This window comes from Devosia sp. SD17-2, assembly GCF_029201565.1.
Taxonomy (GTDB): Bacteria; Pseudomonadota; Alphaproteobacteria; order Rhizobiales; family Devosiaceae; genus Devosia.
The window spans coordinates 416284-442449 of sequence record NZ_CP104002.1 but is presented as its reverse complement, the minus strand read 5'-3'; the positions used below and the strand labels follow the sequence as shown (position 1 = coordinate 442449).

General features: G+C 62.7%; 25 protein-coding genes and 1 pseudogene. 11 read left to right on the top strand and 15 right to left on the bottom strand.

Annotated features, from left to right (window positions below; all coding sequences use genetic code 11):
* Positions 1-19: 19 nt before the first annotated feature.
* From NYQ88_RS02220 to NYQ88_RS02210, 3 genes are all read right to left on the bottom strand, one after another.
* Positions 20-1066: a chemotaxis response regulator protein-glutamate methylesterase gene (locus NYQ88_RS02220; protein WP_275653363.1), complete on the bottom strand. Its 1047-nt coding sequence runs from the start codon at positions 1064-1066 to the stop codon at positions 20-22.
* The gene (locus NYQ88_RS02215) at positions 1063-1905 is read right to left on the bottom strand and encodes a protein-glutamate O-methyltransferase (RefSeq protein ID WP_275653362.1); all 843 of its coding nucleotides are present in this window, start codon (positions 1903-1905) and stop codon (positions 1063-1065) included. Before NYQ88_RS02215 ends, NYQ88_RS02220 begins: the two co-directional genes overlap by 4 nt.
* A gap of 182 nt (positions 1906-2087) precedes the next feature.
* On the bottom strand, positions 2088-2513 hold the full coding sequence (locus NYQ88_RS02210) for a chemotaxis protein CheD (RefSeq protein ID WP_275653361.1): 426 nt from the start codon (positions 2511-2513) through the stop codon (positions 2088-2090).
* Between the two features lie 329 nt (positions 2514-2842).
* Here NYQ88_RS02210 and NYQ88_RS02205 point away from each other — a divergent pair, with 329 nt between their 5' ends.
* A complete protein-coding gene (locus tag NYQ88_RS02205; protein WP_275653360.1) occupies positions 2843-3196 on the top strand; it encodes a hypothetical protein in 354 nt (117 codons plus the stop codon).
* Positions 3197-3341: 145 nt separating this feature from the next.
* Here NYQ88_RS02205 and NYQ88_RS02200 read toward each other — a convergent pair whose 3' ends face one another.
* The 4 genes from NYQ88_RS02200 to NYQ88_RS02185 form a co-directional block, all read right to left on the bottom strand.
* A complete protein-coding gene (locus NYQ88_RS02200) occupies positions 3342-3830 on the bottom strand; it encodes a chemotaxis protein CheW (protein WP_275653359.1) in 489 nt (162 codons plus the stop codon).
* A gap of 105 nt (positions 3831-3935) precedes the next feature.
* The gene (locus tag NYQ88_RS02195; protein ID WP_275653358.1) at positions 3936-6218 is read right to left on the bottom strand and encodes a chemotaxis protein CheA; all 2283 of its coding nucleotides are present in this window, start codon (positions 6216-6218) and stop codon (positions 3936-3938) included.
* Positions 6219-6248: 30 nt separating this feature from the next.
* Positions 6249-6614, bottom strand: a complete 366-nt coding sequence (locus tag NYQ88_RS02190; RefSeq protein WP_275653357.1) for a response regulator — start codon at positions 6612-6614, stop codon at positions 6249-6251.
* Positions 6611-6901, bottom strand: a complete 291-nt coding sequence (locus NYQ88_RS02185) for an STAS domain-containing protein (RefSeq protein WP_275653356.1) — start codon at positions 6899-6901, stop codon at positions 6611-6613. Before NYQ88_RS02185 ends, NYQ88_RS02190 begins: the two co-directional genes overlap by 4 nt.
* Before the next feature lie 151 nt (positions 6902-7052).
* Between NYQ88_RS02185 and NYQ88_RS02180 the strand changes: the two genes are divergently transcribed.
* A complete protein-coding gene (locus NYQ88_RS02180) occupies positions 7053-8411 on the top strand; it encodes an NAD(P)H-dependent oxidoreductase (protein WP_275653355.1) in 1359 nt (452 codons plus the stop codon).
* On the opposite strand, the gene NYQ88_RS02175 is transcribed toward NYQ88_RS02180, so the two are convergent.
* On the bottom strand, positions 8408-9379 hold the full coding sequence (locus NYQ88_RS02175; RefSeq protein WP_275653354.1) for a zinc-binding dehydrogenase: 972 nt from the start codon (positions 9377-9379) through the stop codon (positions 8408-8410). The genes NYQ88_RS02180 and NYQ88_RS02175 overlap by 4 nt on opposite strands.
* Positions 9380-9498: 119 nt before the next feature.
* Between NYQ88_RS02175 and NYQ88_RS02170 the strand changes: the two genes are divergently transcribed.
* A complete protein-coding gene (locus NYQ88_RS02170) occupies positions 9499-10305 on the top strand; it encodes a siderophore-interacting protein (RefSeq protein ID WP_275653353.1) in 807 nt (268 codons plus the stop codon).
* Positions 10306-10320: 15 nt separating this feature from the next.
* Here the strand turns inward: NYQ88_RS02170 and NYQ88_RS02165 are convergent, their stop codons facing one another.
* Together NYQ88_RS02165 and NYQ88_RS02160 are read right to left on the bottom strand one after the other, a co-directional pair.
* A complete protein-coding gene (locus NYQ88_RS02165; protein ID WP_275653352.1) occupies positions 10321-11205 on the bottom strand; it encodes a sugar kinase in 885 nt (294 codons plus the stop codon).
* The gene (locus NYQ88_RS02160; protein ID WP_275653351.1) at positions 11202-12125 is read right to left on the bottom strand and encodes a pseudouridine-5'-phosphate glycosidase; all 924 of its coding nucleotides are present in this window, start codon (positions 12123-12125) and stop codon (positions 11202-11204) included. The genes NYQ88_RS02165 and NYQ88_RS02160 overlap by 4 nt, the downstream gene beginning before the upstream one ends.
* Before the next feature lie 441 nt (positions 12126-12566).
* Here NYQ88_RS02160 and NYQ88_RS02155 point away from each other — a divergent pair, with 441 nt between their 5' ends.
* From NYQ88_RS02155 to purU, 5 genes are all read left to right on the top strand, one after another.
* The gene (locus tag NYQ88_RS02155) at positions 12567-13649 is read left to right on the top strand and encodes a polyamine ABC transporter substrate-binding protein (RefSeq protein WP_275653350.1); all 1083 of its coding nucleotides are present in this window, start codon (positions 12567-12569) and stop codon (positions 13647-13649) included.
* A gap of 57 nt (positions 13650-13706) precedes the next feature.
* Positions 13707-14858: a polyamine ABC transporter ATP-binding protein gene (gene potA / locus NYQ88_RS02150; RefSeq protein ID WP_275653349.1), complete on the top strand. Its 1152-nt coding sequence runs from the start codon at positions 13707-13709 to the stop codon at positions 14856-14858.
* Entirely contained in the window at positions 14855-15808 is a 954-nt protein-coding gene (locus tag NYQ88_RS02145; RefSeq protein WP_275653348.1) for an ABC transporter permease subunit, read from the top strand. The genes potA and NYQ88_RS02145 overlap by 4 nt, the downstream gene beginning before the upstream one ends.
* A 1-nt stretch (position 15809) precedes the next feature.
* A complete protein-coding gene (locus tag NYQ88_RS02140; RefSeq protein WP_275653347.1) occupies positions 15810-16622 on the top strand; it encodes an ABC transporter permease subunit in 813 nt (270 codons plus the stop codon).
* A gap of 395 nt (positions 16623-17017) precedes the next feature.
* The gene (gene purU, locus NYQ88_RS02135) at positions 17018-17869 is read left to right on the top strand and encodes a formyltetrahydrofolate deformylase (RefSeq protein ID WP_275653346.1); all 852 of its coding nucleotides are present in this window, start codon (positions 17018-17020) and stop codon (positions 17867-17869) included.
* Between the two features lie 77 nt (positions 17870-17946).
* On the opposite strand, the gene NYQ88_RS02130 is transcribed toward purU, so the two are convergent.
* The 5 genes and pseudogenes from NYQ88_RS02130 to NYQ88_RS02110 all read right to left on the bottom strand — a co-directional run bounded on the left by NYQ88_RS02130 (position 17947) and on the right by NYQ88_RS02110 (position 23909).
* On the bottom strand, positions 17947-18381 hold the full coding sequence (locus tag NYQ88_RS02130) for an Rrf2 family transcriptional regulator (RefSeq protein WP_275653345.1): 435 nt from the start codon (positions 18379-18381) through the stop codon (positions 17947-17949).
* A 763-nt stretch (positions 18382-19144) separates the two neighbouring features.
* Positions 19145-20929 (bottom strand): annotated as a pseudogene (locus NYQ88_RS02125) (cation:proton antiporter); the annotation flags it as partial.
* A gap of 154 nt (positions 20930-21083) precedes the next feature.
* Positions 21084-22172, bottom strand: coding sequence for an AAA family ATPase (locus NYQ88_RS02120; protein WP_275653344.1), 1089 nt, complete (start codon positions 22170-22172; stop codon positions 21084-21086).
* Positions 22172-22855 (bottom strand): fumarylacetoacetate hydrolase family protein, encoded by a 684-nt coding sequence (locus NYQ88_RS02115; protein ID WP_275653343.1) that lies wholly within the window; start codon positions 22853-22855, stop codon positions 22172-22174. The genes NYQ88_RS02120 and NYQ88_RS02115 overlap by 1 nt, the downstream gene beginning before the upstream one ends.
* The gene (locus NYQ88_RS02110) at positions 22848-23909 is read right to left on the bottom strand and encodes an aldo/keto reductase (protein WP_275653342.1); all 1062 of its coding nucleotides are present in this window, start codon (positions 23907-23909) and stop codon (positions 22848-22850) included. The genes NYQ88_RS02115 and NYQ88_RS02110 overlap by 8 nt, the downstream gene beginning before the upstream one ends.
* A gap of 96 nt (positions 23910-24005) precedes the next feature.
* Between NYQ88_RS02110 and NYQ88_RS02105 the strand changes: the two genes are divergently transcribed.
* The 3 genes from NYQ88_RS02105 (at position 24006) to NYQ88_RS02095 (ending at position 26075) form a co-directional block, all read left to right on the top strand.
* The gene (locus tag NYQ88_RS02105; RefSeq protein ID WP_275653341.1) at positions 24006-24377 is read left to right on the top strand and encodes a GFA family protein; all 372 of its coding nucleotides are present in this window, start codon (positions 24006-24008) and stop codon (positions 24375-24377) included.
* Positions 24378-24768: 391 nt separating this feature from the next.
* Positions 24769-25641 carry an EamA family transporter gene (locus NYQ88_RS02100; protein WP_275653340.1) on the top strand — a complete coding sequence of 291 codons (873 nt, stop codon included), beginning with the start codon at positions 24769-24771 and terminating at the stop codon, positions 25639-25641.
* 59 nt (positions 25642-25700) lie between these two features.
* On the top strand, positions 25701-26075 hold the full coding sequence (locus tag NYQ88_RS02095) for a YciI family protein (RefSeq protein ID WP_275653339.1): 375 nt from the start codon (positions 25701-25703) through the stop codon (positions 26073-26075).
* The last annotated feature ends 91 nt before the right edge of the window (positions 26076-26166 follow it).

The following is a 26166-nucleotide window of genomic DNA, read 5'->3' as shown; positions in this document are numbered from 1 at the left end:
CGGATTTTCGGGGACGGATTTACGCGGCGGACCGCATCTTCACCAGAGCATTGGCGAGCTTGGCTGCAATCTGTTCGATTGGTGCCTGTTCGACGACAGCGCCTTCCTCAAAAGCCACGCGCGGCATCCCATAGACCAGCGCCGATGCCTGGCTCTGGCCGACGGTATAGGCACCCGCCTCACGCATGAGTTTGAGCCCGCGCGCCCCGTCACGACCCATGCCGGTGAGGATGGCACCGACCGCCATGGGGCCAACAGCCTTGGCGACGGATTCGAACAGCACGTCCACGCTCGGCCGATGGCCACTGGCCAGCTCGTCCTGGCTCAACCGGCATTTGAGCTGCCCCGACGACCGCTCGACCCGCAGATGATAGTCGCCGCGGGCCACATAGGCATGACCGGGTCGCAGAACGAGGCGATCTTCTGCCTCCACAACCTTGAGATCGCACAATTCATCGAGCCGCGCGGCAAAGCGTGCCGTAAAGCCGGGCGGCATGTGCTGGGCGATCACGACGGGCGGGCAATCGGACGGCATGCCGGTCAGCACGGCGCGAATGGCCTCGACGCCACCGGTCGAAGCCCCAAGGGCAATCAACGCACCATCGGGTGCAGCAGCGGTGCGAACAGCAACCTTTGGCGCCTCGGTGCGAACGGCAGCGCCTCGCACGTCCGTGCGCGCCGCCGAGCGGATCTTTTCTCTCAAATTGACACCGAAGGCATCAAGACCACCGGCAAATTCAGCGCTTGGCTTGGCCACGAAATCAACGGCGCCCAATTCCAGCGCCAGAAGAGTTTCACTGGCACCCTTGGTGGTCAGGGTCGAAACCATGACGACCGGCGTCGGACGCAAGCGCATGAGCTTTTCGAGGAAGGCCAGCCCGTTCATATTGGGCATTTCGATATCAAGCGTGACCACGTCCGGGTTCAGCTGCTTGATCTTTTCGCGCGCGTCGATCGGGTCAGTGGCCGTACCGACCACGTCGATGTCGCCGTCGCGCGTCAGCATGCGCGCAAGAACCTCGCGGATAAGCGCCGAATCGTCGACGACCAGAACCTTGATGGTCATGCTGCTACTCGCTTGGTCCCGGACAGGGACTGATAGATGGTTTTGCCGACGAGGCGGAAGCCTTCCCCGCCCGAGCCCAGATTTTCGGAGTGACCGATGTAGAGGAAGCCCTCGGGCGCAAGGACTTTGCCGAAGCGACCAAACACCATGCCCTGCGTCGGCTTGTCGAAATAGATGGCGACGTTGCGGCAGAAGATGGCGTCGAATGGGCCCTTCACGGGCCAGTCCGCGATCAGGTTCAGTGGCTTGAAGGCGACGAGCTCGCGGACGGCGGACGGCACGCGGACCGTGCCGTCGCCCAGATGCTCGAACGGGCGCGCACGGACGGGGGTAAGCCCGGCCAGTTCGCTCTCCGGATAGATGCCCCGTGCTGCCTTTTCGAGCACAGCCGTGTCGATATCGGTTGCCAGGATCTTGAAATCCCAGCGCTTGAGTTCGGGATAGGCGGCCAGCAAATCCATGCCGATCGTATAGGGCTCAGGGCCCGTCGAGCATCCCGCTGACCAGATGCGCAGGCGCGTGCCGCGCGGCTTCGCAGCGACCAGCTTGCCCACATATTCGCGCAGATGATCGAAGTGGTGATCTTCGCGATAAAAGCGCGTCAGATTGGTGGTCAGCGCGTTGATGAAATCCTGTTCCTCGGCAGCGCTTGCGCCGCTCTGAAGATAGTCGACATAGGCGTCAAAGCCGGTCAGGCCGAGCGCGCGCACGATCTTGGAGAGCCGCGAAATCACGAGGGTCCGCTTGGCATCGCTCAGAGCGATCCCCGCGACCCGATAGACCCGTTCCTTGATCCGCGAAAACTCGCGCTCGCTGAGGGAATACTCTCCCTGTTCCATATTTTCTTTCCTGAAGCCCCCGGGCTGATGGCCCTGTCCGGTCCCTGCCCCGCCAATCACTTGCGATTGGCGCGGTCAGAGATAATCCGATCTTGATCCTTGCAGTCCTTAGATTGCGTAAATTCCAGCCTGCCATCCGGCGCGATATTTGCGCTCCCGGATAGCTCCGGCCCGGCCAGCGACTAGAACAGCTCGATGTCGTCCGAAACGACGGGCCGCACCACGCGACGCTTGGCCAGCGCCAGTTCCTGCGTCGCCACGCTCATGCCCACATCGCTGTCGAGGCGCTTGACGAAGGCGCGCCCGGAATGCGGCTTGAACAGCACCCGCCGGGCGTAATTGCCGCCCAGATCCTCGCTCGTCGCCAGATAGCCTTCGTCGGCCAGGAACTGACGGACGAAGTCGATGTTCTTGGAGCCGACATCGTCGAGCGCAGAATTGATCTTGCCCCCGCCGAACACCTTGATCTCGAGATTGGCCTTGTTGCCGCTGCCCTGGGACAGGACCTTGTTGATCAGCTTCTCCATGGCAAAGGCACCGTAGCGCGCCGACGCTCCATAGCGATCCTTGGCCACGCCGGACTGCTCGGCGAGCAGAAAGTGGTTCATGCCCCCCACCCTGGCAACCCTGTCCCGGACACAGGCCGAAATGCATGATCCCAGCACGGTGGAGAAAGTAATGTCGGCAGCGCCTGACACGTGACAGTCGCCCTGGTGAACGGTGGTCACAACGCCGCGGTCAAACTCCGGAGGCAGCGAGTTATTCAGGGCCATTTATCGTATAGTACCTTTGACGGGCCTTAGAACTGCAGTCTACCCCGGGAATGTTATCCAAACGCTAACCACGACCCACAACGGGACCGTACGCGATGTCGCTGGCAACCCCCGGTTTAGAAATATGGCGATAGTATGGGACCGAGCGGTATGGGGTCACAGGCATGTCATTGAAGAAACTGGCGAGAGAACTGGACGAAACTGCGCGTCAGTCCGCCGCCATGCTCGAAGGCATTACCGAAGCCCTCGAAATGCTCTCCGATGGTGCAAATGCCGCCGATCCCGCCACGCGCAAGGCGGTCATGCTGATCATCATCGCCCTCCAGGGTCAGGACCGGATCGAGCAGCGCTGCCGCAACATGGCCCTGGCCGCCCGACAGTTCTCCCTGCTCCCGCCGACCGCACCCGAAAGCGTCTACGACGAGATCTGGGCGGGGCTGACGCTGGATGAACTCCGCGTGCCTGCCCTTTCCGGCGTGGCCAAGCATCAGGCACACGGCGAAATCGAGCTGTTCTAGCCCGACCGCATGTTAGTATTGGACGAAACAAAGTGGCGCCTTGAGCGCCTTTTTTGTTGCTTGCCTGTCAGCCGCCTAATGTCTGGAACCAAAAGAAAAAGGGCGCCACTGGGGCGCCCCTTTTTATTATCTCCAGGCGACGACCTTACGCGTCGAGCTTTGCGCCGCTGACCACGGCGTGCAGGTCGATCAGGCCGACCATGCGGCTATCGTGTGTGACAATGCCATTGAGCAGTTCGGTATCGATGGCATTGCCTTCTGGAACATTGTGGATGTCGTCCCGCGATACGGTGAGAATGTCCGACACGGCGTCGACCAGGATGCCGACCCACTTGTCGCCGACACTCATCACCACAACCACATGGTTCTTGGTCGGCGAGGTCTGGCCATCGCCGAAGCGGGCGCGCAGGTCGAAGATCGGCACGATCGTGCCGCGCAGATTGATGACGCCGCGGACAAACTCGCGCGTGTTGGGCAGGGGCGTCGCCCCGTTCCAGGCGCGGATTTCACGCACGGTGGTGATCTCGACCCCATAGGTCTGATCGCCGATCGAGAAAGCAATGAGTTGGAGCGTATTGGCGCCAGCAAGCGCCGTCTTGTCCCCAAGGTCGTCCCGTATCGCGAGGGCTTCCATTGTGCTGCCTTTCTGCCGTCCCGTGGGTCGGCTGTACTCTAAGCGCGGCTGGCGACCGCTTTACTGGTTCTCACGGACGGCTGGCCATGCCGCCCGTTTTGGCCGCTAGGCCGCATTCTGGTGGAATTGGGTGACCTTGAGGCCCTGCACGTCAACAATGAGGGCAACATTGCCGTCCCCGAGAATGGTACCGCCCGCAATACCATCCACGCGTTCGAAATTCTCTTCGAGGCTCTTGATGACAACCTGCTGCTGACCAATGATGTCGTCCACCACCAGCGCAACCTTCTGGCTGCCCTCTGTCTCACACAGCACCACAAAGCGTTCGTCCGCCGCCTTGGTCGACACCATCTCGAAGCGCTGGGCGACATCGATCACCTGAACATATTCGCCCCGGACCTGCAGCACCTGGCCGCCGGACGGAACGCGTTCAAACATCGCGCCCGAGCACTGGATGGTCTCCACGATCGAGGACAGCGGCACCACATAGGGATTTTCGCCAACCTTGACGAGCATGACGTCGAGCACGGCAAGCGTGAGGGGCAGACGCAGGGTCATGCGTGATCCCTTGCCCGTCCAGGAGCGGACGTGCACCGAACCACCGATCTTCTTGATGTTGGACAGCACCACATCCATGCCGACACCGCGGCCCGAGATGTCGCTCACCGCATCGGCCGTCGAGAACCCCGGCGCGAAGATGAGCTGGTCGATCTGCTCGTCGGTTGGCGTGATGTCGGGAGCCACAAGTCCCTTGTCGCGCGCCAGTTGCAGCACGCGCTCGCGGTTGATGCCGGCGCCATCGTCCTCGACGATGATGAGAATATTGCCGCCGGCCTGCTCAGCCGACAGACGAATGGTTCCGGTGTCCGGCTTGCCGGCAGCGCGACGCTTTTCCGGGTCTTCAATGCCATGGTCGGCCGAGTTGCGGATCATGTGCGTCAGTGGATCGGACAATTGCTCGATCACCGTCTTGTCGATTTCGGTGTTCTCGCCAATGGTCTCGAGCTTGATCTTCTTGCCGGTCTTGGTCGCAAGTTCGCGCACGAGGCGCGGCATGCGCGAGAAAACTGACTTCACCGGCTGGGCGCGGATTGCCATCACCGAGTCCTGCAGTCCGCGCGTCGTCTGCGCCAGCACTTCGAGGCCGCGCACCAGTTCGGTGTAGCGGGCCCGCAGAGTCTCATCCATCTGCTGGGTGAGCATGGACTGCGTGATCACGAGTTCACTGACCATGTTGACCACGCGGTCAACCTTGTCGAGGTCGACGCGGATCGACTGCACGCCGACCGAGCGGCGCTCGCCGTCTTCACCGTCACCACCAGTCTTGGCGGCAGCGGGCGGTACGATCTTGGCAACCGGCGCCGCGACAGGAACGCGTGGCGGCGTCGCCGCGCTGATTTCCTCGGCGAGATCGGCAAAACTCAGAGCCGGCTCTTCAGCAACCGGAGCGGCCGGCGAAACTGCTGGACGGGCCGCAACCTGCGCAACTTCATCATCGGTCAGCGCCAGAAGATCAGCGTAGTCTGACTGCTGCACGGCAGCGTGCGACGACGGTGCATCAGGCTGTCCGCTCGATATCCGCGCGCCGCCCAGCGGCACGATGGTGATTTCGCAATCACCCTCGACAAATTCAAAAACCTCGCGGATCGCCGCTTCGGTCAGATCAGGCGCCGAAAGAGTGATTTCCCAGGAGCAATAGACGCCGAATGGCTCGAAATCGCTGAGCGCCGGCACTTCGCCCATCACCGCACGTACGTTGATTTCGCCGAGCACGCTGAGTTCGCGCAGCAGCAGCAGCGGATCATTTGCTCGGGCATAGAGCTGACGGAAGGGGGTGAAGCGCACTTCCCAGCTGCCCGGCGCCACCTCGAGAGGCAGCGCTTCAAACGTGTCCTCATCGGCGTCGTCGATATTGAGCTGGACCATGACCGGCGTGAACTCGATGTCGAATTCTTCAATGATCTCGCCATTGAGGTCGTCATCTTCGCTGCCGGCACCGCTGCCACCGCGGGCGATCAGGTCAAAGCGGGATTTCTCCTCGTGACCATAATCGGCGGGCAATTCGTCGCCGGTCTTGGCGGCGTTGACATGGTCCGCGACAATGTCGTTGGCCTTAATGCAGAGGGTTACGACGTCGTCGGTCAGCTCGACCCGGCCGTCACGGACATAGTCGAGCAGCGTCTCATAGGCATGGGCAAAGCCCACCAGAGCGGTAAAGCCGAAAGCACCTGCACCGCCCTTCACCGAGTGAATGGCGCGGAAGACCGCATTGAGACGGTCGGCATCGCGTTCACCGGCTTCGATGGCAGCAAACTGCTCCTCGAGCTCAGTCAGCAGCTCCGAACATTCGTCGAAATATGTGGCCTTGAAATCGTCCAGGTCGCTCATTTTTGGCTGACCAGCCTCGCAGTTTGATTGTTAATGGACGACGCGCTGAATGACGCTGATGAGCTTGTCCGGATCGAACGGCTTGACGATCCAGCCCGTGCCCCCGGCGGCCTTGCCCTGGTCGCGCTTGTCCTGGCTGGTCTCGGTGGTGAGGATCAGGATCGGCAGGCTCTGGTACTGCCCACTGGCGCGCACATTCTTGATGAACTCGATGCCGTCCATGACCGGCATGTTGATGTCGGTGATCACCACGTCGACATCCTGGCTCATGAGGACATCGAGGCCCTGGCGGCCATCTTCGGCCTGCAGCACTTCGAAACCGGCATTGCTCAACGTGTGATGCAGCATCGCGAGGATGGTCCGCGAGTCATCAACGGTCAGTACGCGCAACGTCATTGTCTTATCATCCCTGAAAACTGGCCCGCCAGGCCCAGGCGCTCAACAGCGGCCATCATCGAAACGCTGGGCGCTTCGATGGCAAATTCAAAATCGTTTCTGCGTGCAGTCTCTGCGGCACTGACCAGCATCAAGAGCGCATTGGTAGACACACGTTCCACCGCGCCGGCGGCGACCGTGACCGGCCCTCGCTCGAGCGCTTCGATCAACTTGTCGCGGATGGCATCAAGCGCATCGAGATCGATAACCTCTGGCAAGGTAATCGAGTGTTTGTCCTGATTTGCCATGATGTAGCCTGCCCCCGGAGTTTTCTCCTGAGCGCCATATTCAGCCGCAACGGTTTAAGAAGTGCTAAGGTTGAAAGGCCCGAAACGGGTAGCTTGCAGTGGCCTGCTACTGCCTGTAACCAAACTTAACGAAATGCAGCGGACCTACGCCATGACCACCAAAATTGCCCTCACCGGGCTCGCCCGCGATCTCGCCGCCCGTGCCGAGGCAGGCAATCCAGTGCGCGTGGGTGTTATCGGATCTGGCGAGATGGGAACCGACCTCGTCACCCAGATGAGCCTGATGAAGGGCATCGAGATGGCGGCCATCGCCACCCGTCGCCCGCATACGGCGCTGGACGCGATGAAGATCGCCTATGACGGCGATGACAGCATGGGCAAGGAAGCAGACAGCCCGGCCCAGGCCACCGCTGCCATCGAAGCAGGCAAGATTGCCATTACCTCGGCCGAAACCCTTGTCACTACACCCAATATTGACGTCATCATCGACGCGACAGGCAAGCCGGGCGTGGCCGCGGACTACTGCCTCACCGCCATGGAGCACGGCAAGCACCTGGTGATGATGAACGTCGAAGCCGACGTCACCATCGGCCCGTATCTCAAGGCCCAGGCCGACCGGCTCGGCGTTGTCTATTCGGTTGGCGCGGGTGACGAGCCAAGCTCCTGCATGGAGCTGATCGAATTCGTTTCCGCTCTCGGCCTCGACATCGTCGCCGCAGGCAAGGGCAAGAACAATCCGCTCAGGCATGACGCCGTGCCGGACGACTATCGCGAGGAAGCCGCGCGCCGGAATATGAACCCGCGCATGCTGGTCGAGTTCGTGGACGGCTCCAAGACCGCCGTCGAAATGTGCGCCATCGCCAATGCTACCGGTCTCCTGCCGGATGTGCCCGGCATGCACGGCCCCAAGGCCGATCGCGACGACATGGCCAAGGTGCTCATCCCCAAAGCCGACGGCGGCATTCTCAACTCATCGGGTGTGGTTGACTTCACCATCGGCAAGGGCGTCGCTCCCGGGGTCTTCGTCATCGTCAAGGCCGAGCATCCGCGCATCATTGAGCGCATGGATGATCTCCATATCGGCCACGGCCCCTACTACGCCTTCTTCCGCCCCTATCACCTGACCAGCCTTGAGGTGCCGCTGACCTGCGCCCGCATCATGCTGACCGGCAAGCCGGACATGGTGCCGCTGCCGCGCCCGGTCGCCGAAGTCTGCGCCGTCGCCAAGCGTGATCTCCTGCCCGGCGAAACCTTCGATGCCATCGGCGAGACTTGCTACCGCTCCTACACGATGACCGTCACCGATGCCCGCGCCCGTGGCGCGGTCCCGGTGGGCCTGCTAGAAGGCGGCAAGGTCACCGCACCGGTGAAAAAGGGTGACCTGCTGACCACGGCCAACAGCCAGCCAGACAGTTCGACCCGCCTCTTCGCCCTGCGCCAGGAGCAGGATCGCATGCTGGGCTACTATGCGCCAAAGGCCCGGCCAGAGCCAGGCCTCAGCCGTCCTTAGCTGCCACGAATGGCGATCTTGCCCTTGCGTCCGGGTTCGCCGCTGGCGCGCGCCGCCTCGGCCACCTGCTCGATCGGGTAGGACGCCTCGATGGGCAGCACCAATTTGCCCGCAGCAGCATCCTGGATGAGTTCACCCAGCAGTTCGCCAATCCGCTGCGGCTTCACCGGCGGCTTGCTGCCCCAGAACCCCTTGACGATAATCCCCCGGAACAAAAGGTCTGCCGCCGAAATCGACAGCGGCCGCTCCGACATCGCGCCAAAGCTGATCAGTTCGGCCCCGTCGCTGGCAATTTCGAGCAATTGTATGGGGCCATCGCCACCAAGGGAATCGATCGCGCGCACCACTGGCGCGCCACGGGTCAGGGCCTTGGCACGCGCGACCCACTCCGGATCGTCCGTCGCAACCACATTGGCTATACCGATTTCCGTCATGGCTGCAACAGCGTCCGCTCGCCTGACCAGACCCAGCACATTGATGCCGCGCTCTGCGCCATAGCGCGCCACCAGCTTGCCCACCGCGCCATTCGCCGCGTTCTGAACAATCCACTGGCCGGGCTCGACACCCAGGCTTTCGAGCAGCATTTTTGCGCTGAGCGGCATGGAGACCAGCTGGCAGGCGGTCTCGTCGCTGACATTGTCCGGCACCGGCACGAGGCGGGCAGCGTCCGCCACATAATATTCGGCCCAGGTATGCATCGCCCCGCCGGCAACACGCTGGCCGATCGTCAAATTGCTGACGCCATCCCCCAGTGCCTCAACGACGCCGACCGCTTCCGTACCAGGCACATCCGGCAGGGCCGGCTTGTGTGCGTACTGACCGGCGATCGTCATCAGGTCATGGTTGTGGACCGGCGACAGCACCATCCTCACCAGCACTTGCCCGGCCCCCGGTTCCGGTCGCGCAGTCTCGGTGCTGGAAAGGACATCCGGGGGCGAACCGATTTGCGAATAGACGGCGCTCTTCATGGGTCAGGCTCCATTGTGCTGAGGCATCAGACATAGGCCGATAGTCAACCCGATCAAGCTCGGCTTGCCATTACGCGCCTCCGGCGCTAATTGCTGAGCAACAAAATCAGGATATTGCGATGACCGAAACGCTTGATCCCCGCGCGCCCATTCGCCAGCGCCATGAGACGCGCCTGCGCCTGCTCACGGCCAAAACCGTCACGGATATCACCCCGCTGATGCGCCGGGTCCGACTTGAGGGCGACCTCGAAGGCTTCGTCTCGCCCGCGCACGCCGACCACATCAAGGCCTTCTTCTTTCCAGAGGGCGTGTCGCCAAAGCTGCCTCCGGTTGGCCCGAACGGCGCCGAATTCGCCCCTGGCGAGCGCCCCGAAATGCGCGATTACACGCCCCGCTACTGGAATGTGGCCGAGGGCTGGATCGAGCTCGACTTCGTGCTCCATGGCGATGGACCTGCCGCAAGCTGGGCCGCGTCTGCGGTGCCGGGCAAAACCCTTGTCATCGGCGGGCCGCGCGGCTCCAGCGTCACCCCCATTGCCTTTGACTGGTATCTGCTGGTCGGCGATGAAACCGCCCTGCCCGCCATCGGCCGGCGCATCGAGGAACTCCCCGAAGGCGCACCCGTCGTCGCCATCATCGAGGTCGACAATCCCGCAGAGGAGCAGCAGTTCGAAACCAAAGCCGATCTGCGCCTCGTCTATATCCACCGCAATGGCGCCCCGGCCGGCACCACCAGCCTCCTGCAGGATGCCGTTGCCGCAGCGCAGTTCCCGCAAGGCGACGCCTATGCCTATGTCGCGGGCGAAAGCCAGATGAGCAAGGCGGTCCGCGCCCACCTCACCGACACACGCGGCTTCAACCCCGAGTGGGTGAAGGCCGCTGGGTACTGGCTGCTTGGCGTGGCCGACGCCCACGAGCCGCACTGATTGCGAACGGGCAGCCTAAGTCGGCTGCCCCCCGATCGTCTGGACGGCCGCAGCACCCTGGGAAATGCCCTTGGTGAGGCATTCCTCCGGACCAAGGCCTGATGTCAGCGCCGCAACAAAGCCGCCGGCGAAGGCATCGCCTGCCCCGGTTGTGTCCACGACGTCCACTGCTGGTGCAGCCTGAGCATGGCTTATGCCATTGCGATCGCCGAGGACCGCTCCAAGCCGACCGCGCTTGATGACCACCTGGCCGAACTGTTCGCCCAGGGCGCGGATCTGATCATTGAGATCTTCTTCTCCGGTAAGGCTGCGCGCCTCGTCTTCATTGGCAAAGATCCAGTCGAGCGGCCCGACCCAGTCCCGAAAATTGCTGGCGCCGACTTCTTCGAGAAACCCCACTGACGCGGGATCGATCGCGCAGGGGATGCCCCGCGCGCGGGCCGCCTCGAACAGCGCCTGCACGGCCGCCCGTGGTCCCGGCGCAAAGAGGCTATAGCCCGACACGAGGACAAATCCGGCCCCATCGAGCAGCGACGCCGGCAGGTCATCCGGTGACAGATTGAGGTTGGCACCCCGGTCGGTAAGAAAGCTGCGTTCGCCATCGGGCGATACGATGGTGACCAGAACGCCGGACGGCATTTCCCCGTCGGACGCCAGCGCCGGGACAACGCCCAAATCCCGGAAATGGGTGCCATAGCCCTCGACATCGGCCGCCCCGACACGCGCCGCAAACACCACATCCGCACCGGCTGCCGCGAGCCACACGGCCTGATTGGCACCCGAACCGCCCGGTCGCGTCCGGATCTGGGCCCGCCGGTCGGAGCCCATGACAATAGGACCCTCCGGCTTGACGATAATATCGGTCATCACGTCGCCGACGACGAGGACCCTAGTTTTCATGCGCGCCGGCCGGCCAGCGCCACGGCGATATCAGCGGCGACCTTCGCGTTGTTCTTGACCAGCGCGATATTGGACTGCAGCGACTTGCCTTCGGTCAGCTCGAAAATGCGCTGCAGCAGGAACGGCGTCGTCGCCTTGCCCGAAATCCCCTCGGCGTCGGCATCGGCCAGGGCCTGGGTGATGAAGCGCTCGATGGCGGAGGCTTCCCAGGCATCGCCCTCGGGGACCGGATTGGCGATCAGCACCCCGCCCATGCCCAGATCGTTCTGGATTTTCAGCATGCGGGCAACGCTTTGTGCATCATCGAAGCGATGATCGACCTTATAGCCGCTCTCGCGCGCCCAGAAGGCCGGGAAATCATCGGTGCCGAACCCGAGCACCGGCACGCCATTGGTCTCGAGCACTTCAAGCGTCTTGGCGATATCGAGAATGGATTTTGCCCCGGCGCAGACCACGGCCACGGGTGTACGGCCAAGTTCTTCGAGGTCAGCCGAAATATCGAAACTATCCTCTGCGCCGCGGTGCACACCGCCAATGCCGCCGGTCGCAAACACTGAAATACCGGCCAAGGCGGCGATCTGCATGGTCGTGGCCACGGTCGTGCCCGCCATCGCGCGATTGGCGAGGAGCGCCGAGAGATCGCGGCGGCTGGCCTTTGCGGCCTTGTGCCCTTCACGGGCCAGAATTTCGAGATCATCGCCACTGAGGCCGACCTTGAGCTTGCCGTCCATCACCGCGATCGTAGCCGGAACGGCCCCTTGCGCAGAGATGACGCTCTCGACGTCGCGCGCCATGGACAGGTTCTGCGGATAGGGCATGCCATGGGTGATGATGGTGGATTCCAGCGCCACCACGGGAGCACCGTTTGCAAGGGCTGCCCCAACCTCTGGCGACACGGACAGATAGGATTTCTCACTCATGGAATTTCATGGCTCCTGAACGCGGTTTGCCGCTGCGCGGGCAGCACTGGCGTCACGGTTGTGCGCTGCTGCATCATCTATGGTCAAGTCTGCAAAAACTTCCGCCACGCCGCCTTGCCGCCCCCCGAATTTGGCGATAATTTGGCGCCCACTGACGAGCGGAAAGGTCACTTCGCTGACGACACCCATTATTGATGGTGCACATTATGCGCCTCGATGTGAGCCCGGACCCGGGCAAATTGCAGCGAATTTGCCGGCCGCCTCCGGGCGCGCTTCCGAGACGTCCCTTCAGACCCCCATTCCTGATATTCCGGGTACTCAAAGATGAGCCCCCGGGGCTGAGCCGCGGCTCTTTCCGCGTTACAGGCGTTCTGCGCCAAACGGCCGTCATCCCAGACGCCATTGCCTCCACTATATATCCGTTGCAGGAGACACCCCAATATGAAGAAGTCGCTCGCCATTGCCCTGGGCGCTGTGCTGGCCGCCAGCTCCGCTCTTGCTCAGGAAGAACCCGTCCTGAACATTTACAACTGGTCCGACTATATCGCCGAGGACACGATCGCCAATTTTGAGGCGGAGACCGGCATCAAGGTCAATTACGACGTTTACGACAGCAACGAGATCGTCGACGCCAAGCTCCTGGCCGGCAATTCGGGCTACGACATCGTCGTGCCGTCGGGCAATTTCCTCGAACGCCAGATCATGGCCGGCCTGATCCTGCCGCTCGACAAGTCAAAGCTCACCAATCTGGGCAATCTCGATCCCGCCGTCATGGCGACCGCCACCGCGCAGGATCCGGACAATGCGCACGCCGTCCCCTATATGATCAACACCATCGGCCTCGGCTACAACACTGCCAAGGTCGAGGCTGCGCTGGGTGCCGACGCACCGCTGGACAGCTGGGATCTCCTGTTCAAGCCCGAAGTGATCGAAAAGCTCGCCTCCTGCGGCGTGACCGTGCTCGACAGCCCGTCCGAAGTCATGGGCATCGCCCTGCACTATCTCGGCCTCGATCCCAATTCGGAAAGCTCGGACGATCTGGCCAAGGCCGAAGAGCTGATGAACTCGATCAAGCCCCATATCCGCTATTTCCACTCGTCCCAGTACATCGACGACCTGGGCAATGGCGAAGTCTGCCTGTCGCTGGGCTACTCGGGTGACATTTTCATCGCCTCCGACAATGCTGCCGAAGGCACTGAGATCCAGTACCTGATCCCCACCGAAGGCGCCGCGACCCTGTTTGACTTCCTGGCCATTCCGGCGGATGCACCCCATCCCGAGAACGCCCACAAGTTCATCAATTACATCCTCGAGCCCGAGGTTGTTGCCGCCATCACCAACTACGTCTATTACGCCAACCCGAACCTGCCGGCGCTCGAGTTCGTGGACGAAGAAGTCAAGTCGAACCCGGGCATTTATCCGCCGGCAGAGACCATCGCCAAGGCGTTCGTGATGAAGGCGCACAGCCCCGATTACGAAGAGACCTTGACCCGCACATGGACCCGCATCAAAACGGGCCAGTAATAGTTTGACCAAGGGGCGGCGCCAGCCGCCCCTTCATCCTTTCCGGTAGAGTCCGCCATGGCGAAGAAGCCCCAGCTCGCGATCGACACCCGCCCTTGGCGCGACGCGGCGCACAACAAGCCGTTCGTGCGCATCAAGAACGTCTCCAAGAAGTTCGGCGACGTGTCGGCGGTCAATGATGTCTCGCTCGACATCTACCGCTCCGAACTCTTCTGCCTCCTGGGCGGATCGGGCTCCGGTAAGTCGACGCTCCTGCGCATGCTGGCCGGGTTCGAGACGCCCTCCTCGGGCACGATCGAGATCGACGGTCAGGACATGACCGAAGTGCCGCCCTACAACCGGCCCGTGAACATGATGTTCCAGTCCTATGCGCTCTTCCCGCATATGACCGTCGAGCAGAACATTGCCTATGGCCTCAAGCGCGACAATCTCCCCAAGCCCGAGATCGAGGCGCGCGTGGCCGAACTGCTGACCCTCGTCAAGCTGCAGGACTACGGCAAGCGCAAGCCGCACCAGCTCTCCGGCGGCCAGCGCCAGCGCGTCGCCCTCGCCCGCGCCCTCGCCAAGCGACCGAAACTGCTGCTGCTCGACGAGCCGCTGGGCGCGCTCGACAAGAAGCTGCGCGAAGAAACCCAGTTTGAACTGGTCAAGATCCAGGAACAGCTCGGTGTGACCTTCGTGGTCGTGACCCATGACCAGGAAGAGGCCATGACCCTGGCCACCCGCATCGGCGTCATGAACCAGGGCGAAATCGTCATGATCGGCGAGCCCACCGACGTCTACGAATATCCGAACTCCCGTTTCGTCGCCAATTTCATCGGCTCGGCCAATATGGTCGAGGGCACGGTCACCGAGGACGAGCCGGACCACGTCCGCATTCGCTCGGCCGAATTGGGCTGCGATATCTATGTCAGCCACGGCGTCGACTGCGCGCCGGACCAGATCCTCTGGTGGGCGATCCGCCCGGAGAAGATGTCCCTCAGCCGCGAAAAGCCCGAAAACCCGCACAATGCCAATGTGACGACCGGCGTCGTCGAGGAAATCGCCTATCTCGGCGATATCTCTGTCTATCAGGTGGCGCTCGAGAGCGGCAAACGCATCCGCGTCAGCCAGACCAACTCGGTCCGCGGCAATCCCGATGCCATCACCTGGGAAGAAACGGTCTATGTTACCTGGGAAGGTAACGCTGGCTCGGTGCTGACGGTATGACCAACACACACGCCCCCACCATCCCGCCACCCCGACGCCTCAAGCCCTGGAACGCGGTCGAGCGCGGCCTGGCCAAGGTCGGCATCACCGGGCGCATGCTGGTGCTCGCCGCGCCGTTCATCTGGCTGCTGGTGTTTTTCCTCATCCCGCTGTTCGTGGTGTTCGGCATTTCGCTCGCCACCAAGCAGTTCGGCCGCCCGCCCTTCTCGCCCCTTCTGAAGACCGACGAAGGCACGGTGCAGCTGACCCTGCACCTCAACAACTACATCCGCCTCTTCACCGACAATCTCTATGTCGCGGCCTATCTCAGCTCGATCCGCATCGCCGCCATCGCGACGGTGATCACCCTGCTTATCGGCTACCCGATGGCCTATTTCATTGCCCGCGCGCCGGGACAATGGCGCAACATCCTGCTGATGCTGGTGATCCTGCCCTTCTTCACCTCGCTGCTGCTGCGCGTATATGCGCTGACCGGCTTCATGCGCGGCAATGGCGTGATCAACCAGTTCCTTGGCCTCTTCGGCATTGAGCCGCTGGTGATGATGCAGACCGACTTCGCCGTCTATGTCGGCCTCGTCTACACGTACCTTCCCTTCATGATCCTGCCGCTCTTCACCACGCTGGTGAAACTCGACGACTCGCTCCTCGAGGCCTCGGCCGATCTCGGCGCGCGCCCGCTGCGCACCTTTCTGTCGATTACCCTGCCGCTGTCCGTGCCCGGCATTGTCGCCGGCTCCATGCTGGTGTTTATCCCGGCAATCGGCGAGTTCGTCATACCTTCGCTGCTCGGCGGCCCTGAAACCCTGATGATCGGGCGCGTGTTGTGGGACGAGTTCTTCACAGCGACCAACTGGCCGCGCGCGGCCGCAGTGGCCTGCGCCATGCTGGTTGTCGTGGTGGTGCCGATCATGCTGTTGCAGCGGTTCCAGAACGCCGTGGTGGAGAAGTAGCATGTTCCGTCGTGGCTGGTTCCTCCCCATCGCTGCCGTCCTCGGCTTCGCCTTCCTCTACGCGCCCATCGTTTCGCTGGTGCTGTTCTCGTTCAACGAAAACCGCCTCGTGACCGTGTGGACCGGCTTCTCGCTCAAATGGTATGGCGAACTGTTCCAGGACGCGCAGATGCTCAACGCCACCTGGCTGAGCCTGCAGATCGCCGCCATCACGGCGACGATCGCCCTTGTGCTGGGCACCCTCGCCGCCGTGGCATTGGTGCGCTTCCGCCGCTTCAAGGGGCGCACGCTGTTCTCCGGCATGGTCTCGGCCCCGCTGGTCATGCCCGATGTCATCACCGGCCTCTCGCTGCTGCTGCTGTTTGTGGCAATGGAGAGCGTACTCGGCTGGCCACAGGGTCGTGGCATGATGACCATCATCATCGCCCACGCGACCTTCTGCACCGCCTATGTCGCCGTCGTGGTGCAGTCGCGCCTCTCCGACTTCGACCGCAGCGTCGAGGAAGCAGCCATGGACTTGGGCGCCTCGCCGGTCCGCACCTTCTTCGACATTACCCTGCCCATCATCGCTCCGGCGCTGGTCTCGGGCTGGCTCCTGGCCTTCACCCTCTCGCTCGATGATCTGGTCATTGCCAGCTTCGTCTCTGGCCCGGGCTCGTCCACCCTGCCCATGCTGATCTTCTCCAAGGTCCGCCTCGGCGTCTCGCCTGACGTCAATGCGCTGGCGACCATCATCATCGGTATTGTCGCCCTCGGCGTTCTCACCGCAACGATCATCCAGCTGCGCGGCAAGCCGAAGAGAGCCCGCAGCTAGCGCTCTTCTTTCGCGCCCGGATCGCACCCGGGCGCGACACCTCTTCTTCCCCTCTTGATCCCCTCCCTCCTCCAAGGAAAACCAGTTGAACCCGCCGCTTTTCCGGCGTGACTGTTTTGTGACTAGACAAGAGAAGTCTTCGGGGCCAGTCTGTTGTCATGTTCAACCAACTAAAAGGAGGTGATCCAGTGTCTTATGAGATTTTGGTGCTCGAAGAAGGTCTGGGATTTAACGTGTTGACTGGGAGTGATCTCGGCTAACACCCACCTCCTGGGCCCTTGAGGCCATAGACTCAGGGAAGGGCTGTCCATTGCGGGCGGCCCTTTTCTGTTCCCCCTTGACGAAAACACTCAAGGCCTTGATACCGCTGGGCAGAATTCATGGGAGCTGCCTGCATGTCGGCCAATTTCGTACTGACCCTGTCCTGCACTGACCGGCCCGGCATCGTCGCGGCCATTACGACGGAATTGGCGGCCTTGAATGCCAATATCGGCGAGTCCAACCAGTTCTGGGACCAGGAAACCGGTCGCTTTTTCATGCGCATCGCCTTCACCGCACCGGACGGCGTCGATCGCGACATCATCGAAAAGGCCCTGAAGTCCCCGATCGCCCGCTTCGACATGCAGACTGCGCTGACCGACCAGAGCCAGCGCAAGCGCATCGTCATCATGGTCTCCAAGTTCGACCACACGCTGCTGCATCTGCTCTACCAGATCCGCGTCGGCTGGCTCGATGCCGACGTCGCGGCTGTCATCTCCAACCATGAAGATGCGCGCAAGGTCGCCGAAGATTCAGGCATTGCCTTCCATCACCTGCCCGTCACCAAGGACACCAAGGCCGAGCAGGAAGCCCGCGTTCTCGAACTGGTCAAGCAGTCCGGCGCCGACCTCGTCGTGCTGGCGCGCTACATGCAGGTGCTCTCGGACAATCTCTCGACCCGCCTCTTCGGCCAGGTCATCAACATCCACCACTCGTTCCTGCCGAGCTTCAAGGGCGCCAAGCCCTATCACCAGGCACATGAGCGTGGCGTGAAAATCATCGGCGCAACGGCCCACTACGTGACCCCGGACCTTGATGAAGGCCCGATCATCGAGCAGGAAACCGCCCGCGTCACCCATGCCATGAGCCCGGACGACCTCGTCGCCGCCGGCCGCGACATCGAAAGCCGCGTCCTCGCGCGCGCCGTCAAGCTCCACCTCGAGAGCCGCGTCATGCTCAACGGCAAGAAGACCGTCGTCTTCGGGTAAAAGCGCTCGCTCTCTACCAGCGCCGACATTGCCCGGTTCATCCGGGCAATTCACCTTCTGCCGCGCTGTCAGTCGCCCTAGGAAGCGACGTCCAGATCCTCAAGACGCAGCGAGTCGGCAAGGCTCGTCCGGTCCAGAACATCGCGGGTGGCCAGTGTCACCCGCTCGAAGACGTGGCGGATTTCGCACGACGCCTCGTCCTGGCAATCCTCGCATTTGCGATAGGCGATCTTGGAGAGACACGGCAGCGGCGCGATCGGCCCGTCGATCAGGCGCAGCACTTCGCCATACATGATCTCCTCGGGTGCCTTGACCAGCTCATAGCCACCCATGCGGCCCCGCCGGCTCGACACATAGCCCGCCCGCTTGAGCTCCAGCAGGATCTGCTCGAGAAATTTCTTCGGGATGGCCTGGTCCCGCGAAATCTCCCCGATCATCCGGCTTTCCCCCCGCCCGGCACGCGCCAGCGATACCAGAGCCCGGAGCGCATATTTGGCCTTTTGCGAAATCATTGGTCCTCACACGGCCTGACCCAGTTCCCGGTCAGGGCTTGGGTTCAGGCATGACGGGCGGCACTTCCGCCTCACTCTTGGTTTTCTCGTCTTCCGCATTGACCGGGTCCGGCACATTGCCACTATCCGGTTCCTGCAATTCCTCGTCCAGCGGCGCCGGCCCCACCGCTTCCTCCACGACAGCCTCTTCCTCCCACGGGGGAGGAGCCGTCGGCGCGTCCATGACAACGTCACCGTCCTCAAACCCGGCCTCGGCCTGGTCTGCCATGGTCGTCTCTACCGCTTCGGCCTCGATCTCGGGCGCGTCGACGACAGGCTCTGCGTTTTCAGAACCCGTGGAGCTTTCGTCATCCCTGTTTGGGGACGGAAGAGCCTCCTGAACCGCGTCTGGCTCGACGACAGCAACGAGCTCGTCGATCTCCGCCGGCGCCTCCCCAATGATTTGAGGCGTGATCGCTACAATCTCCGCCTCGGGCAGGACCTCGGGAACGGACGGCAGCACAGGCACGGGCGTCTCGTCTTCGACCGGTGCCTCGATGACCTCCAGCAGCCCCGGCTCTTCCAGTGCCGGCGTCGTTTCGATCTCGGCCGGTGGGGCAACGACCTCGACACTGTCAACCGGCGAAAGGATAGCGTCAGTGCTCTCACGCACGGCAACCGGCGCGACAACGGCCGCAGCCGCCTGCGCAACGAGGTTTTCCGTAACGGGCAGCTTGATCTCCGGCTCGGAAACGAGGGGCTCCTTTACGGCCGCTCCATCATTAAGACGGGTGAGAATGCCCCTGCCGATTTCCTGCTCGCCGCGGATCACATTGGTGGCGCCGAGATCGCGCAGAAATGCCTCTTCCTCGGCCGAATAGGCCCGCACCACGATCGAGATCGATGGGTTGAGCTTGCGGCCGCTTGCGCAAACCGACCCGGCTTCGAAAGCATTGGAGATGGCGATGATAAGATTATGCGCGGCGCCCAGATTGGCGAGCTTTAGCACATCGGCGCTGGCAGCGTTGCCGTAGACCACCTCAAAACCCTCGGCGCGGGCGGCGGCCACGTCATGGTCACTGTCCTCGATAACAACCACGCCAGCGCCTTCACCCTTGAGCCCAGCAGCGACGATGCGCCCAACCTGACCATAGCCGACAAGCACTGTGTGGCCGGTCTGCGCTGACGGCTCGCCGGTATCGTCATCAGCGCCCAAGGCACCGCGATCTACCCCGGCAGTCGTCGGAATATCGGTGGTGGCGGGCCCCTCGGCAGCGCGGGAAAGCTCGCCCGGCTCGATCCGGCCTTCCGGCTCGACGCTCCGCTTCTGGCCGAAGCGCGCTTCCAGCCGGGGCCGTATGGCCTCGACGCCCCAGAAGGCCAGCGGATTGAGAACGATGGAGATCAGCGCGCCGACGAGAATAAGATCCTGGCCCTCCTGCGGCAGGATGGCGAGTGCCACACCCATGCTGGCCAGGATGAAGGAAAATTCGCCGATCTGCGCAAGGCTCGCCGAAATGGTAAGGGCGGTCGACACCGGCCGACCGAACAGCAGCACGATGGCAAAGGCCGCCAGCGACTTGCCGATGACGATGATGAACACGGTCGCCAGCACCAGAAGCGGCTGATTGACCACGATCATCGGGTCGAACAGCATGCCCACGGACACAAAGAACAGCACGGCAAAGGCGTCACGCAGCGGCAGGGTTTCGTTGGCGGCACGATGGCTGAGTTCGCTTTCCGAGAGGATCATGCCGGCAAAGAACGCACCCAGGGCCAGCGAAACCCCGAAGAGCACGGACGACCCCAGCGCCACACCGAGCGCAATGGCGAGCACGGCCAGTCGGAACAGCTCGCGGCTGCCGGTGTGTGCAGTCGCGTGCAGCGCCCAGGGAATGAGCCGACGACCGACGATCAGCATGAAGCCCACGAAAGCCGCCACTTTGACGAGGGTTAGCGTGAGCACGCCCCAGATGCCGACCTCAACGCCGATCAGCCGCTCGACGAAGGAAACAAAGGGGTCATGGATGCCGGTGTCGGTGCCGTAGAGGCTGGCAATGGCGGGCACCAGAACGAGAGCGAGGACCATGGCAAGGTCCTCGACAATCAGCCAGCCCACGGCGATGCGTCCGCGCTCGCTTTCGATCAGGCGCCTGTCCTGCAGCGCCTTGAGCAGCACCACTGTGGAGGCCACTGACAGCGCCAGACCGAACAGCAGCGCCGCGCCGATCGACCAGCCGAGGAGCAGCCCGAGACCTGCGCCGAGCAGGGTCGCCAACCCGATCTGGGCGACGGCGCCTGGAATCGCCAGCGCGCGCACGCTCATCAAGTCCTTGAGCGAGAAGTGCAATCCGACGCCGAACATAAGCAGGATCACCCCCAGCTCGGCCAGCTGCGCGCCCAATTCCTGATCCGCCACGAAGCCCGGCGTATGCGGACCCACCAGAATACCGGCGAACAGATAGCCCACTAGCGGCGGCAGGCGCAGCCGGTTGGCGATCATGCCGAAAATATAGGCCAGCACCAGACCTGCGACGATTGTCGTGATCAGGGAGGTGTCGTGGTGCATGGTGGGGCTCCTGCCCGGCCGGGCAATGTCGATCATGATGATGTGGTATCACCGCGCCCTGCGCAAGCGCTTCAAGCGCTTGAGAGATCAGTCATTTGCAGGGCGGCCGTGATCCATCTCTACAGAGCCGGTCAAGTTTGGCGCAATCGTGGCGTCAGCGGACGATGGTGATCTTCTCCGCAGCCCGGGTAATGCCGGTGTAGAGCCAGCGCGCCCGCTCCTCGCGGAACACGAAGCTCTCGTCAAAAAGATAGACATTGTCCCACTGGCTGCCCTGCGCCTTGTGCACGGTAAGGCAGTAGCCGAAGGTAAACTCGTCAAACTGCCGCCGCTCCGGCCAGCTCATGGCATCCTCCTCGCCGGAGAAAAACGCCTTGTGAGTCATGACCTTGGCCTCGCCCTTGCCTTCGTCGTCGGCGAGCATGAGCGACCATTTGCCATTATTGCGCTTGAGCGCCTCGGTGACGATCCAGATCTGCCCGTTAAGCAGGCGCTTCCGCGGGTTGTTCCTGAGGCACACCATGCGGTCGCCGACCACTGGTTCGTGGAAGGGCAGGCCCTTCAATTCCCGCAGGCGATCATTATAGGTGAGGCGCGTTTTGTTCCGTCCGACAAGGACTTGGTCCGCTTCGAGCACAGCCTCGCGGTCCACCTTGTCGCGGCCGACGACGAGGGACTCGCCATATTGCCCATGCTCGATCGTACCGCCTTCGCGGACCTGCATGGACAGCTGGATGATCGGGTTGTCTGCCGCCTGCCGATGGATCTCGGTCAGCATGATATCCGGCTCTTCGGTGGTGAAGAAGCCGGCGCCCTGGACCGGAGGCAGCTGGAACGGGTCGCCGAGCACCAACACCTTGGTTCCAAAGGACAAAAGATCAGCGCCCAATTGCTCGTCGACCATCGAGACCTCGTCGATGACGATGAGGTCCGCGTCGGCAGCCGGGCTCTCCGGATCAAGGACGAAGCGCGGCTCACCCTCTTTTTCAGAGACCAGCGTATAGATCAGCGAGTGGATGGTCTGGGCGCCCTTGCAGCCGCGTTTGCGCATCACGAGGGCTGCCTTGCCGGTGAAGGCGGCGTATTTGACCGAGCGGATATCCTGCGCCAGATGCACGGCGAGCGTCGATTTTCCTGTGCCCGCCCAACCAAATAGCCGGAACACCTGCGGGCCATTGCGGTCCTTGAGCCAATTGGACACGGCGATAAGCGCCGCATCCTGCTGGGACGACCAGACCGGCATCAGACGATCCTCGCCGTGACCGTGCCGACGCCTTCAACCTTGCCCTCGAGCAGGTCCCCACGCACCACTGCAGCCACCCCGGCGGGGGTGCCGGTCATGATGATATCGCCCGGCGCAAGTGTCACGTAACGCGACAGATCGGCTACCACACTGTTAACATCCCAGGTCATTTCCGACAGCATTCCGCGCTGTCGGTTAACACCATTGACCTCGAGCGTAATGGCCCCGTCGGCCGGATGGCCACTGGCGGAAACCGGGGCGATGTCCCCGATAGGTGCGGAAAAATCAAAACCCTTGGCCATGTCCCACGGCCGACCGGTTTTCTTGGCGAGCGCCTGGAGGTCACGCCGCGTCAGGTCGATCCCGACGGCATAGCCGAAAATATGGCTCGCCGCGTCTGCAGCGGCGATATCGGCGCCACCCTTGCCGATGGCGACGACCAGCTCGATCTCGTGATGAAGATCACTCGTCTGCGGGGGATAGGGGATATCTCTCCCCCCCGACACGACAGCATCGGCCGGCTTGGTGAAGAAAAACGGCGGCTCGCGCGTATCCCCGCCCATCTCGAGGGCGTGCTCGGCATAATTGCGCCCAACGCAGAACACCCTTCGGACGGGAAACATCCCGCCGCCCGCAACGGGAATGGTGACCGGTGCGGGAGGGGCGAAAACGAAATCAGCCACGCGAGAATTCCTTTGCGTAAGGAGCGATGAGATCGCGATCCGCCGGACCAAGACGGTCCTGCGCGGAGAACGATTGGTGCCAATAGGGATAGAGCAGCGGCGGGCGGCTCACCTGATCCAGCCTTTCCCGCTCTTCGGCGCTGAGCACAAGGCTTGCCGCCGCGATATTGTCACGGAACTGCTCTTCACTGCGTCCGCCGATGATGGTCGAGGTGACGCCCGGCCGTCCGAGGAGCCAGCTCAGCGCCACCTGCGCGCCGGAGACACCGCGCTCTTCGGCGATGGCAACAATGGTGTCGATGACGTCGTAGAGCTTGTCCCAGTCATAGACCGGCGGCTCGCGGAACCCGCCGACATGCCGGCCGCTCTCGGGACCACCTTCGCGACGGTATTTTCCGGAGAGCAGACCGCCCGCCAGCGGCGACCAGACGAAGATGCCAAGCCCCTGATCCTGCGAAATGGGCACGAGTTCATATTCGGCGTCGCGGCTATGGAGCGAATAATGGATTTGCTGGGAGACGAACCGTTCGCCGGCCCGTTTGTCGGCGGCCATCAGCGCCTTCATGATGTGCCAGCCCGAGTAGTTCGAGCAGCCGATATAGCGGACATGGCCGTGGCGCACGAGCGTATCGAGCGCTTCCATAGTCTCCTCGATGGGGGTCATCCCATCCCATTCATGCACCTGATAGAGATCGATGACATCGGTCTGGAGGCGCTTGAGGCTGGCCTTGCACTGCTCGATGATGTGGTGGCGCGAGAGCCCGATCTGATTGGGCCCCTCACCCATCTTGAAGCGGACCTTTGTGGCCACCAGCGCCTTTTGTCGCCGCCCATTCTCCTTGAGCACCGCCCCAAGAATTTCCTCGGACACCCCGGCATTATAGACATTGGCCGTGTCATAGAGATTGATGCCGGCATCGAGGCAGAGGTCGACCTGACGCGCCGCACCCGCAAGATCGGTGTGGCCGATCCGCTCATTGCCCCCAAAAGTCATCGTCCCCATGGTGAGAACCGAGACTTTCAGACCTGAGCGGCCGAGATAGCGATACTCCATCGGGCATTCCTCCTTTGTTCTATTCTACAGGGCTAAAGAATTGCCCCTTTCGGGTCAATCTGGCTTTATGCGCTGAGGAGATTTGGGAGGGGTTTCATGTCTGATCCGAAACCGGACCACAGCGTCCTCTGCAGCTGTCATTGTGGCGCGGTGACCCTGCGTCTCGCCCATGCGCCGCTCGAGGTCACGCACTGCAACTGCAGCCTCTGCCGCCGCTATGGCGTGCTCTGGGCCTATTATTCCAAGGCGGAGGTGACCATCACCGCCGAGCCCACCAATGCCTATGCGTGGAACGGGCAGCACATTGACTTTCACCGCTGCAGCACCTGCGGCTGCGTCACCCACTGGTACCCCCGCGCCGCAAGCCGGGACCGGCTGGGGATCAATGCGCGGCTTCTCGATCCGGCAGTGCTGGAGGGCGCTCGGGTAAAACAGGTCGACGGCGGCGGGACGGGGATTTTTTATTAGCGCGAGGAACAACGGCTCCTGCGCTCCCTCCCCCTTGTGGGGAGGGTAGCAAAGCTCGGCCGAAAGGCCGTAGCGGCGCTGGGGTGGGGGCTATTAAATTGCGGGACACCCGACCCCCACCCTCATTCCGTCCCCACAAGGGGGAGGGAGGCCCCATTCGCGCTCGGGGCACGATCTCACGACAAACGTCGTCCCCGACCGGCCCCCCCTATTCATCCCCATCGTCATTGCCCGGCCCGTCCGGGCAATCCATCGTGCCACAAAACTGGATCATCCACGCAAGCCGGGTGATGGGTACGCGCGGATGAAGATCCCACCCATCTTCGATGCCATGTGCATTCCCCCAAAAGCCTGATAGAGGCTCGAGGACCTCTTCTTCCGAGCGCTTGCCGTGCGGCCCAACACTCTTCTTGTTCCTGTTCTCCTCGTCACGCTCGGCATGGTGTTCACCGCGACCGGGTCGAGCTTTGCCAAGATGCTGTTTCCACTGGTGGGCGCAGCCGGGGCGACGGCGCTGCGCCTGACGCTGGCGGCGCTGGTGCTGATCATTGTTTTTCGGCCATGGCGCCATGCTCTCGACGGCAAGCAGAAGCGTGCGGTGCTGCTCTATGGGGTGGCGATGGGCTCGATGAACCTCTTCTTTTATGCCGCCATCTCCCTTATTCCGCTCGGCCTCGCCGTGGCGCTGGAGTTTACCGGCCCGCTGGCGGTAGCGCTGTTCGGGGCCCGGCGTCCGCTCGACTTCTTCTGGATCATTCTTGCGGTCGCTGGATTTGCCCTGTTGCTGCCCTGGGCCGGGATCGAGGGCGACGTCTCGCTGATCGGCATTGTGCTGGCGCTCTGCGCCGGAGCCTGCTGGGCCGGCTATATCGTCTTCGGCCAGCGCGCCGGGACCGGTGGCGGGCCGCATACTGCAGCGCTCGGTGTCGGTACGGCGGCGGTCATCGCCCTGCCCTTTGGCATAGCCGAGGCCGGCACGGCCCTGCTCGACGTGTCCATCTGGCCCCTCGCCCTCGCCGTGGCCCTGCTCTCGAGCGCCATTCCCTATGCGCTCGACATGGTGGCGCTGCCCAAAATCCCCTCGCGCCTCTTTGGCATATTGATGAGCGGCCAGCCCGCTCTCGCCGCGCTGTCGGGCCTTGTCATCCTCGGCGAGCGGCTCTCGCCCCTGCAACTGGCCGGCATGGCGGCGATCATCTTCGCCTCGATCGGCGCCACCGCCACCATCGCGCGCCCCCGCGCCGAAACAGAGCCGGGAACGTGACTGGATTTTTGGGTGCTATGGCGCAATAGTTCGCGCCAAACCGGAGGAGGGGTGCCCCGATGCTCTACGCTGTTCTCTGCTACAATGACGAAAAAGCGGTGTCCGAATGGACGCCGGAAGAAGACGCTGCCTGCATGGAGCGCCTTGGCGCCGTCCAGGCGCAGATGAGTGATAAGGGCAAGCTCGGCCCGGTGGTGCGCCTGTGGAACACCGACGAGGCAAAAACCCTGCGCAAGAGTTCCGGCGAGCCTGTTGTCTTCGACGGCCCCTTTGCCGAAACCAAGGAGCAGTTCCTCGGGTTTTACGTCGCCGATTGCCAGAATATGGACGAGGCGCTGGATTTCGCGCGGGATCTCGCCAAGGCAAATCCAGATGGCGGCTCCTATGAAATCCGCCCGCTGCGCCTCTATAATCCGAGCGCGTTGGCGGAGTAGGCGCAAGGGCATGAGGGCGGCGGCTCCGCCCCGCTCTTTCTGCTCCCGGCTTGATCCTTGTCAAAAGCGGTGCCCTGACGGCGTGTTAGCA

Bases quoted from the DNA above. Each gene is read 5' to 3' on its own strand.
- NYQ88_RS02220 (WP_275653363.1), bottom strand. From the start codon at position 1,066: ATGACCATCAAGGTTCTGGTCGTCGACGATTCGGCGCTTATCCGCGAG.
- NYQ88_RS02215 (WP_275653362.1), bottom strand. From the start codon at position 1,905: ATGGAACAGGGAGAGTATTCCCTCAGCGAGCGCGAGTTTTCGCGGATC.
- NYQ88_RS02210 (WP_275653361.1), bottom strand. From the start codon at position 2,513: ATGAACCACTTTCTGCTCGCCGAGCAGTCCGGCGTGGCCAAGGATCGC.
- NYQ88_RS02205 (WP_275653360.1), top strand. From the start codon at position 2,843: ATGTCATTGAAGAAACTGGCGAGAGAACTGGACGAAACTGCGCGTCAG.
- NYQ88_RS02200 (WP_275653359.1), bottom strand. From the start codon at position 3,830: ATGGAAGCCCTCGCGATACGGGACGACCTTGGGGACAAGACGGCGCTT.
- NYQ88_RS02195 (WP_275653358.1), bottom strand. From the start codon at position 6,218: ATGAGCGACCTGGACGATTTCAAGGCCACATATTTCGACGAATGTTCG.
- NYQ88_RS02190 (WP_275653357.1), bottom strand. From the start codon at position 6,614: ATGACGTTGCGCGTACTGACCGTTGATGACTCGCGGACCATCCTCGCG.
- NYQ88_RS02185 (WP_275653356.1), bottom strand. From the start codon at position 6,901: ATGGCAAATCAGGACAAACACTCGATTACCTTGCCAGAGGTTATCGAT.
- NYQ88_RS02180 (WP_275653355.1), top strand. From the start codon at position 7,053: ATGACCACCAAAATTGCCCTCACCGGGCTCGCCCGCGATCTCGCCGCC.
- NYQ88_RS02175 (WP_275653354.1), bottom strand. From the start codon at position 9,379: ATGAAGAGCGCCGTCTATTCGCAAATCGGTTCGCCCCCGGATGTCCTT.
- NYQ88_RS02170 (WP_275653353.1), top strand. From the start codon at position 9,499: ATGACCGAAACGCTTGATCCCCGCGCGCCCATTCGCCAGCGCCATGAG.
- NYQ88_RS02165 (WP_275653352.1), bottom strand. From the start codon at position 11,205: ATGAAAACTAGGGTCCTCGTCGTCGGCGACGTGATGACCGATATTATC.
- NYQ88_RS02160 (WP_275653351.1), bottom strand. From the start codon at position 12,125: ATGAGTGAGAAATCCTATCTGTCCGTGTCGCCAGAGGTTGGGGCAGCC.
- NYQ88_RS02155 (WP_275653350.1), top strand. From the start codon at position 12,567: ATGAAGAAGTCGCTCGCCATTGCCCTGGGCGCTGTGCTGGCCGCCAGC.
- potA (WP_275653349.1), top strand. From the start codon at position 13,707: ATGGCGAAGAAGCCCCAGCTCGCGATCGACACCCGCCCTTGGCGCGAC.
- NYQ88_RS02145 (WP_275653348.1), top strand. From the start codon at position 14,855: ATGACCAACACACACGCCCCCACCATCCCGCCACCCCGACGCCTCAAG.
- NYQ88_RS02140 (WP_275653347.1), top strand. From the start codon at position 15,810: ATGTTCCGTCGTGGCTGGTTCCTCCCCATCGCTGCCGTCCTCGGCTTC.
- purU (WP_275653346.1), top strand. From the start codon at position 17,018: ATGTCGGCCAATTTCGTACTGACCCTGTCCTGCACTGACCGGCCCGGC.
- NYQ88_RS02130 (WP_275653345.1), bottom strand. From the start codon at position 18,381: ATGATTTCGCAAAAGGCCAAATATGCGCTCCGGGCTCTGGTATCGCTG.
- NYQ88_RS02120 (WP_275653344.1), bottom strand. From the start codon at position 22,172: ATGCCGGTCTGGTCGTCCCAGCAGGATGCGGCGCTTATCGCCGTGTCC.
- NYQ88_RS02110 (WP_275653342.1), bottom strand. From the start codon at position 23,909: ATGGAGTATCGCTATCTCGGCCGCTCAGGTCTGAAAGTCTCGGTTCTC.
- NYQ88_RS02105 (WP_275653341.1), top strand. From the start codon at position 24,006: ATGTCTGATCCGAAACCGGACCACAGCGTCCTCTGCAGCTGTCATTGT.
- NYQ88_RS02095 (WP_275653339.1), top strand. From the start codon at position 25,701: ATGCTCTACGCTGTTCTCTGCTACAATGACGAAAAAGCGGTGTCCGAA.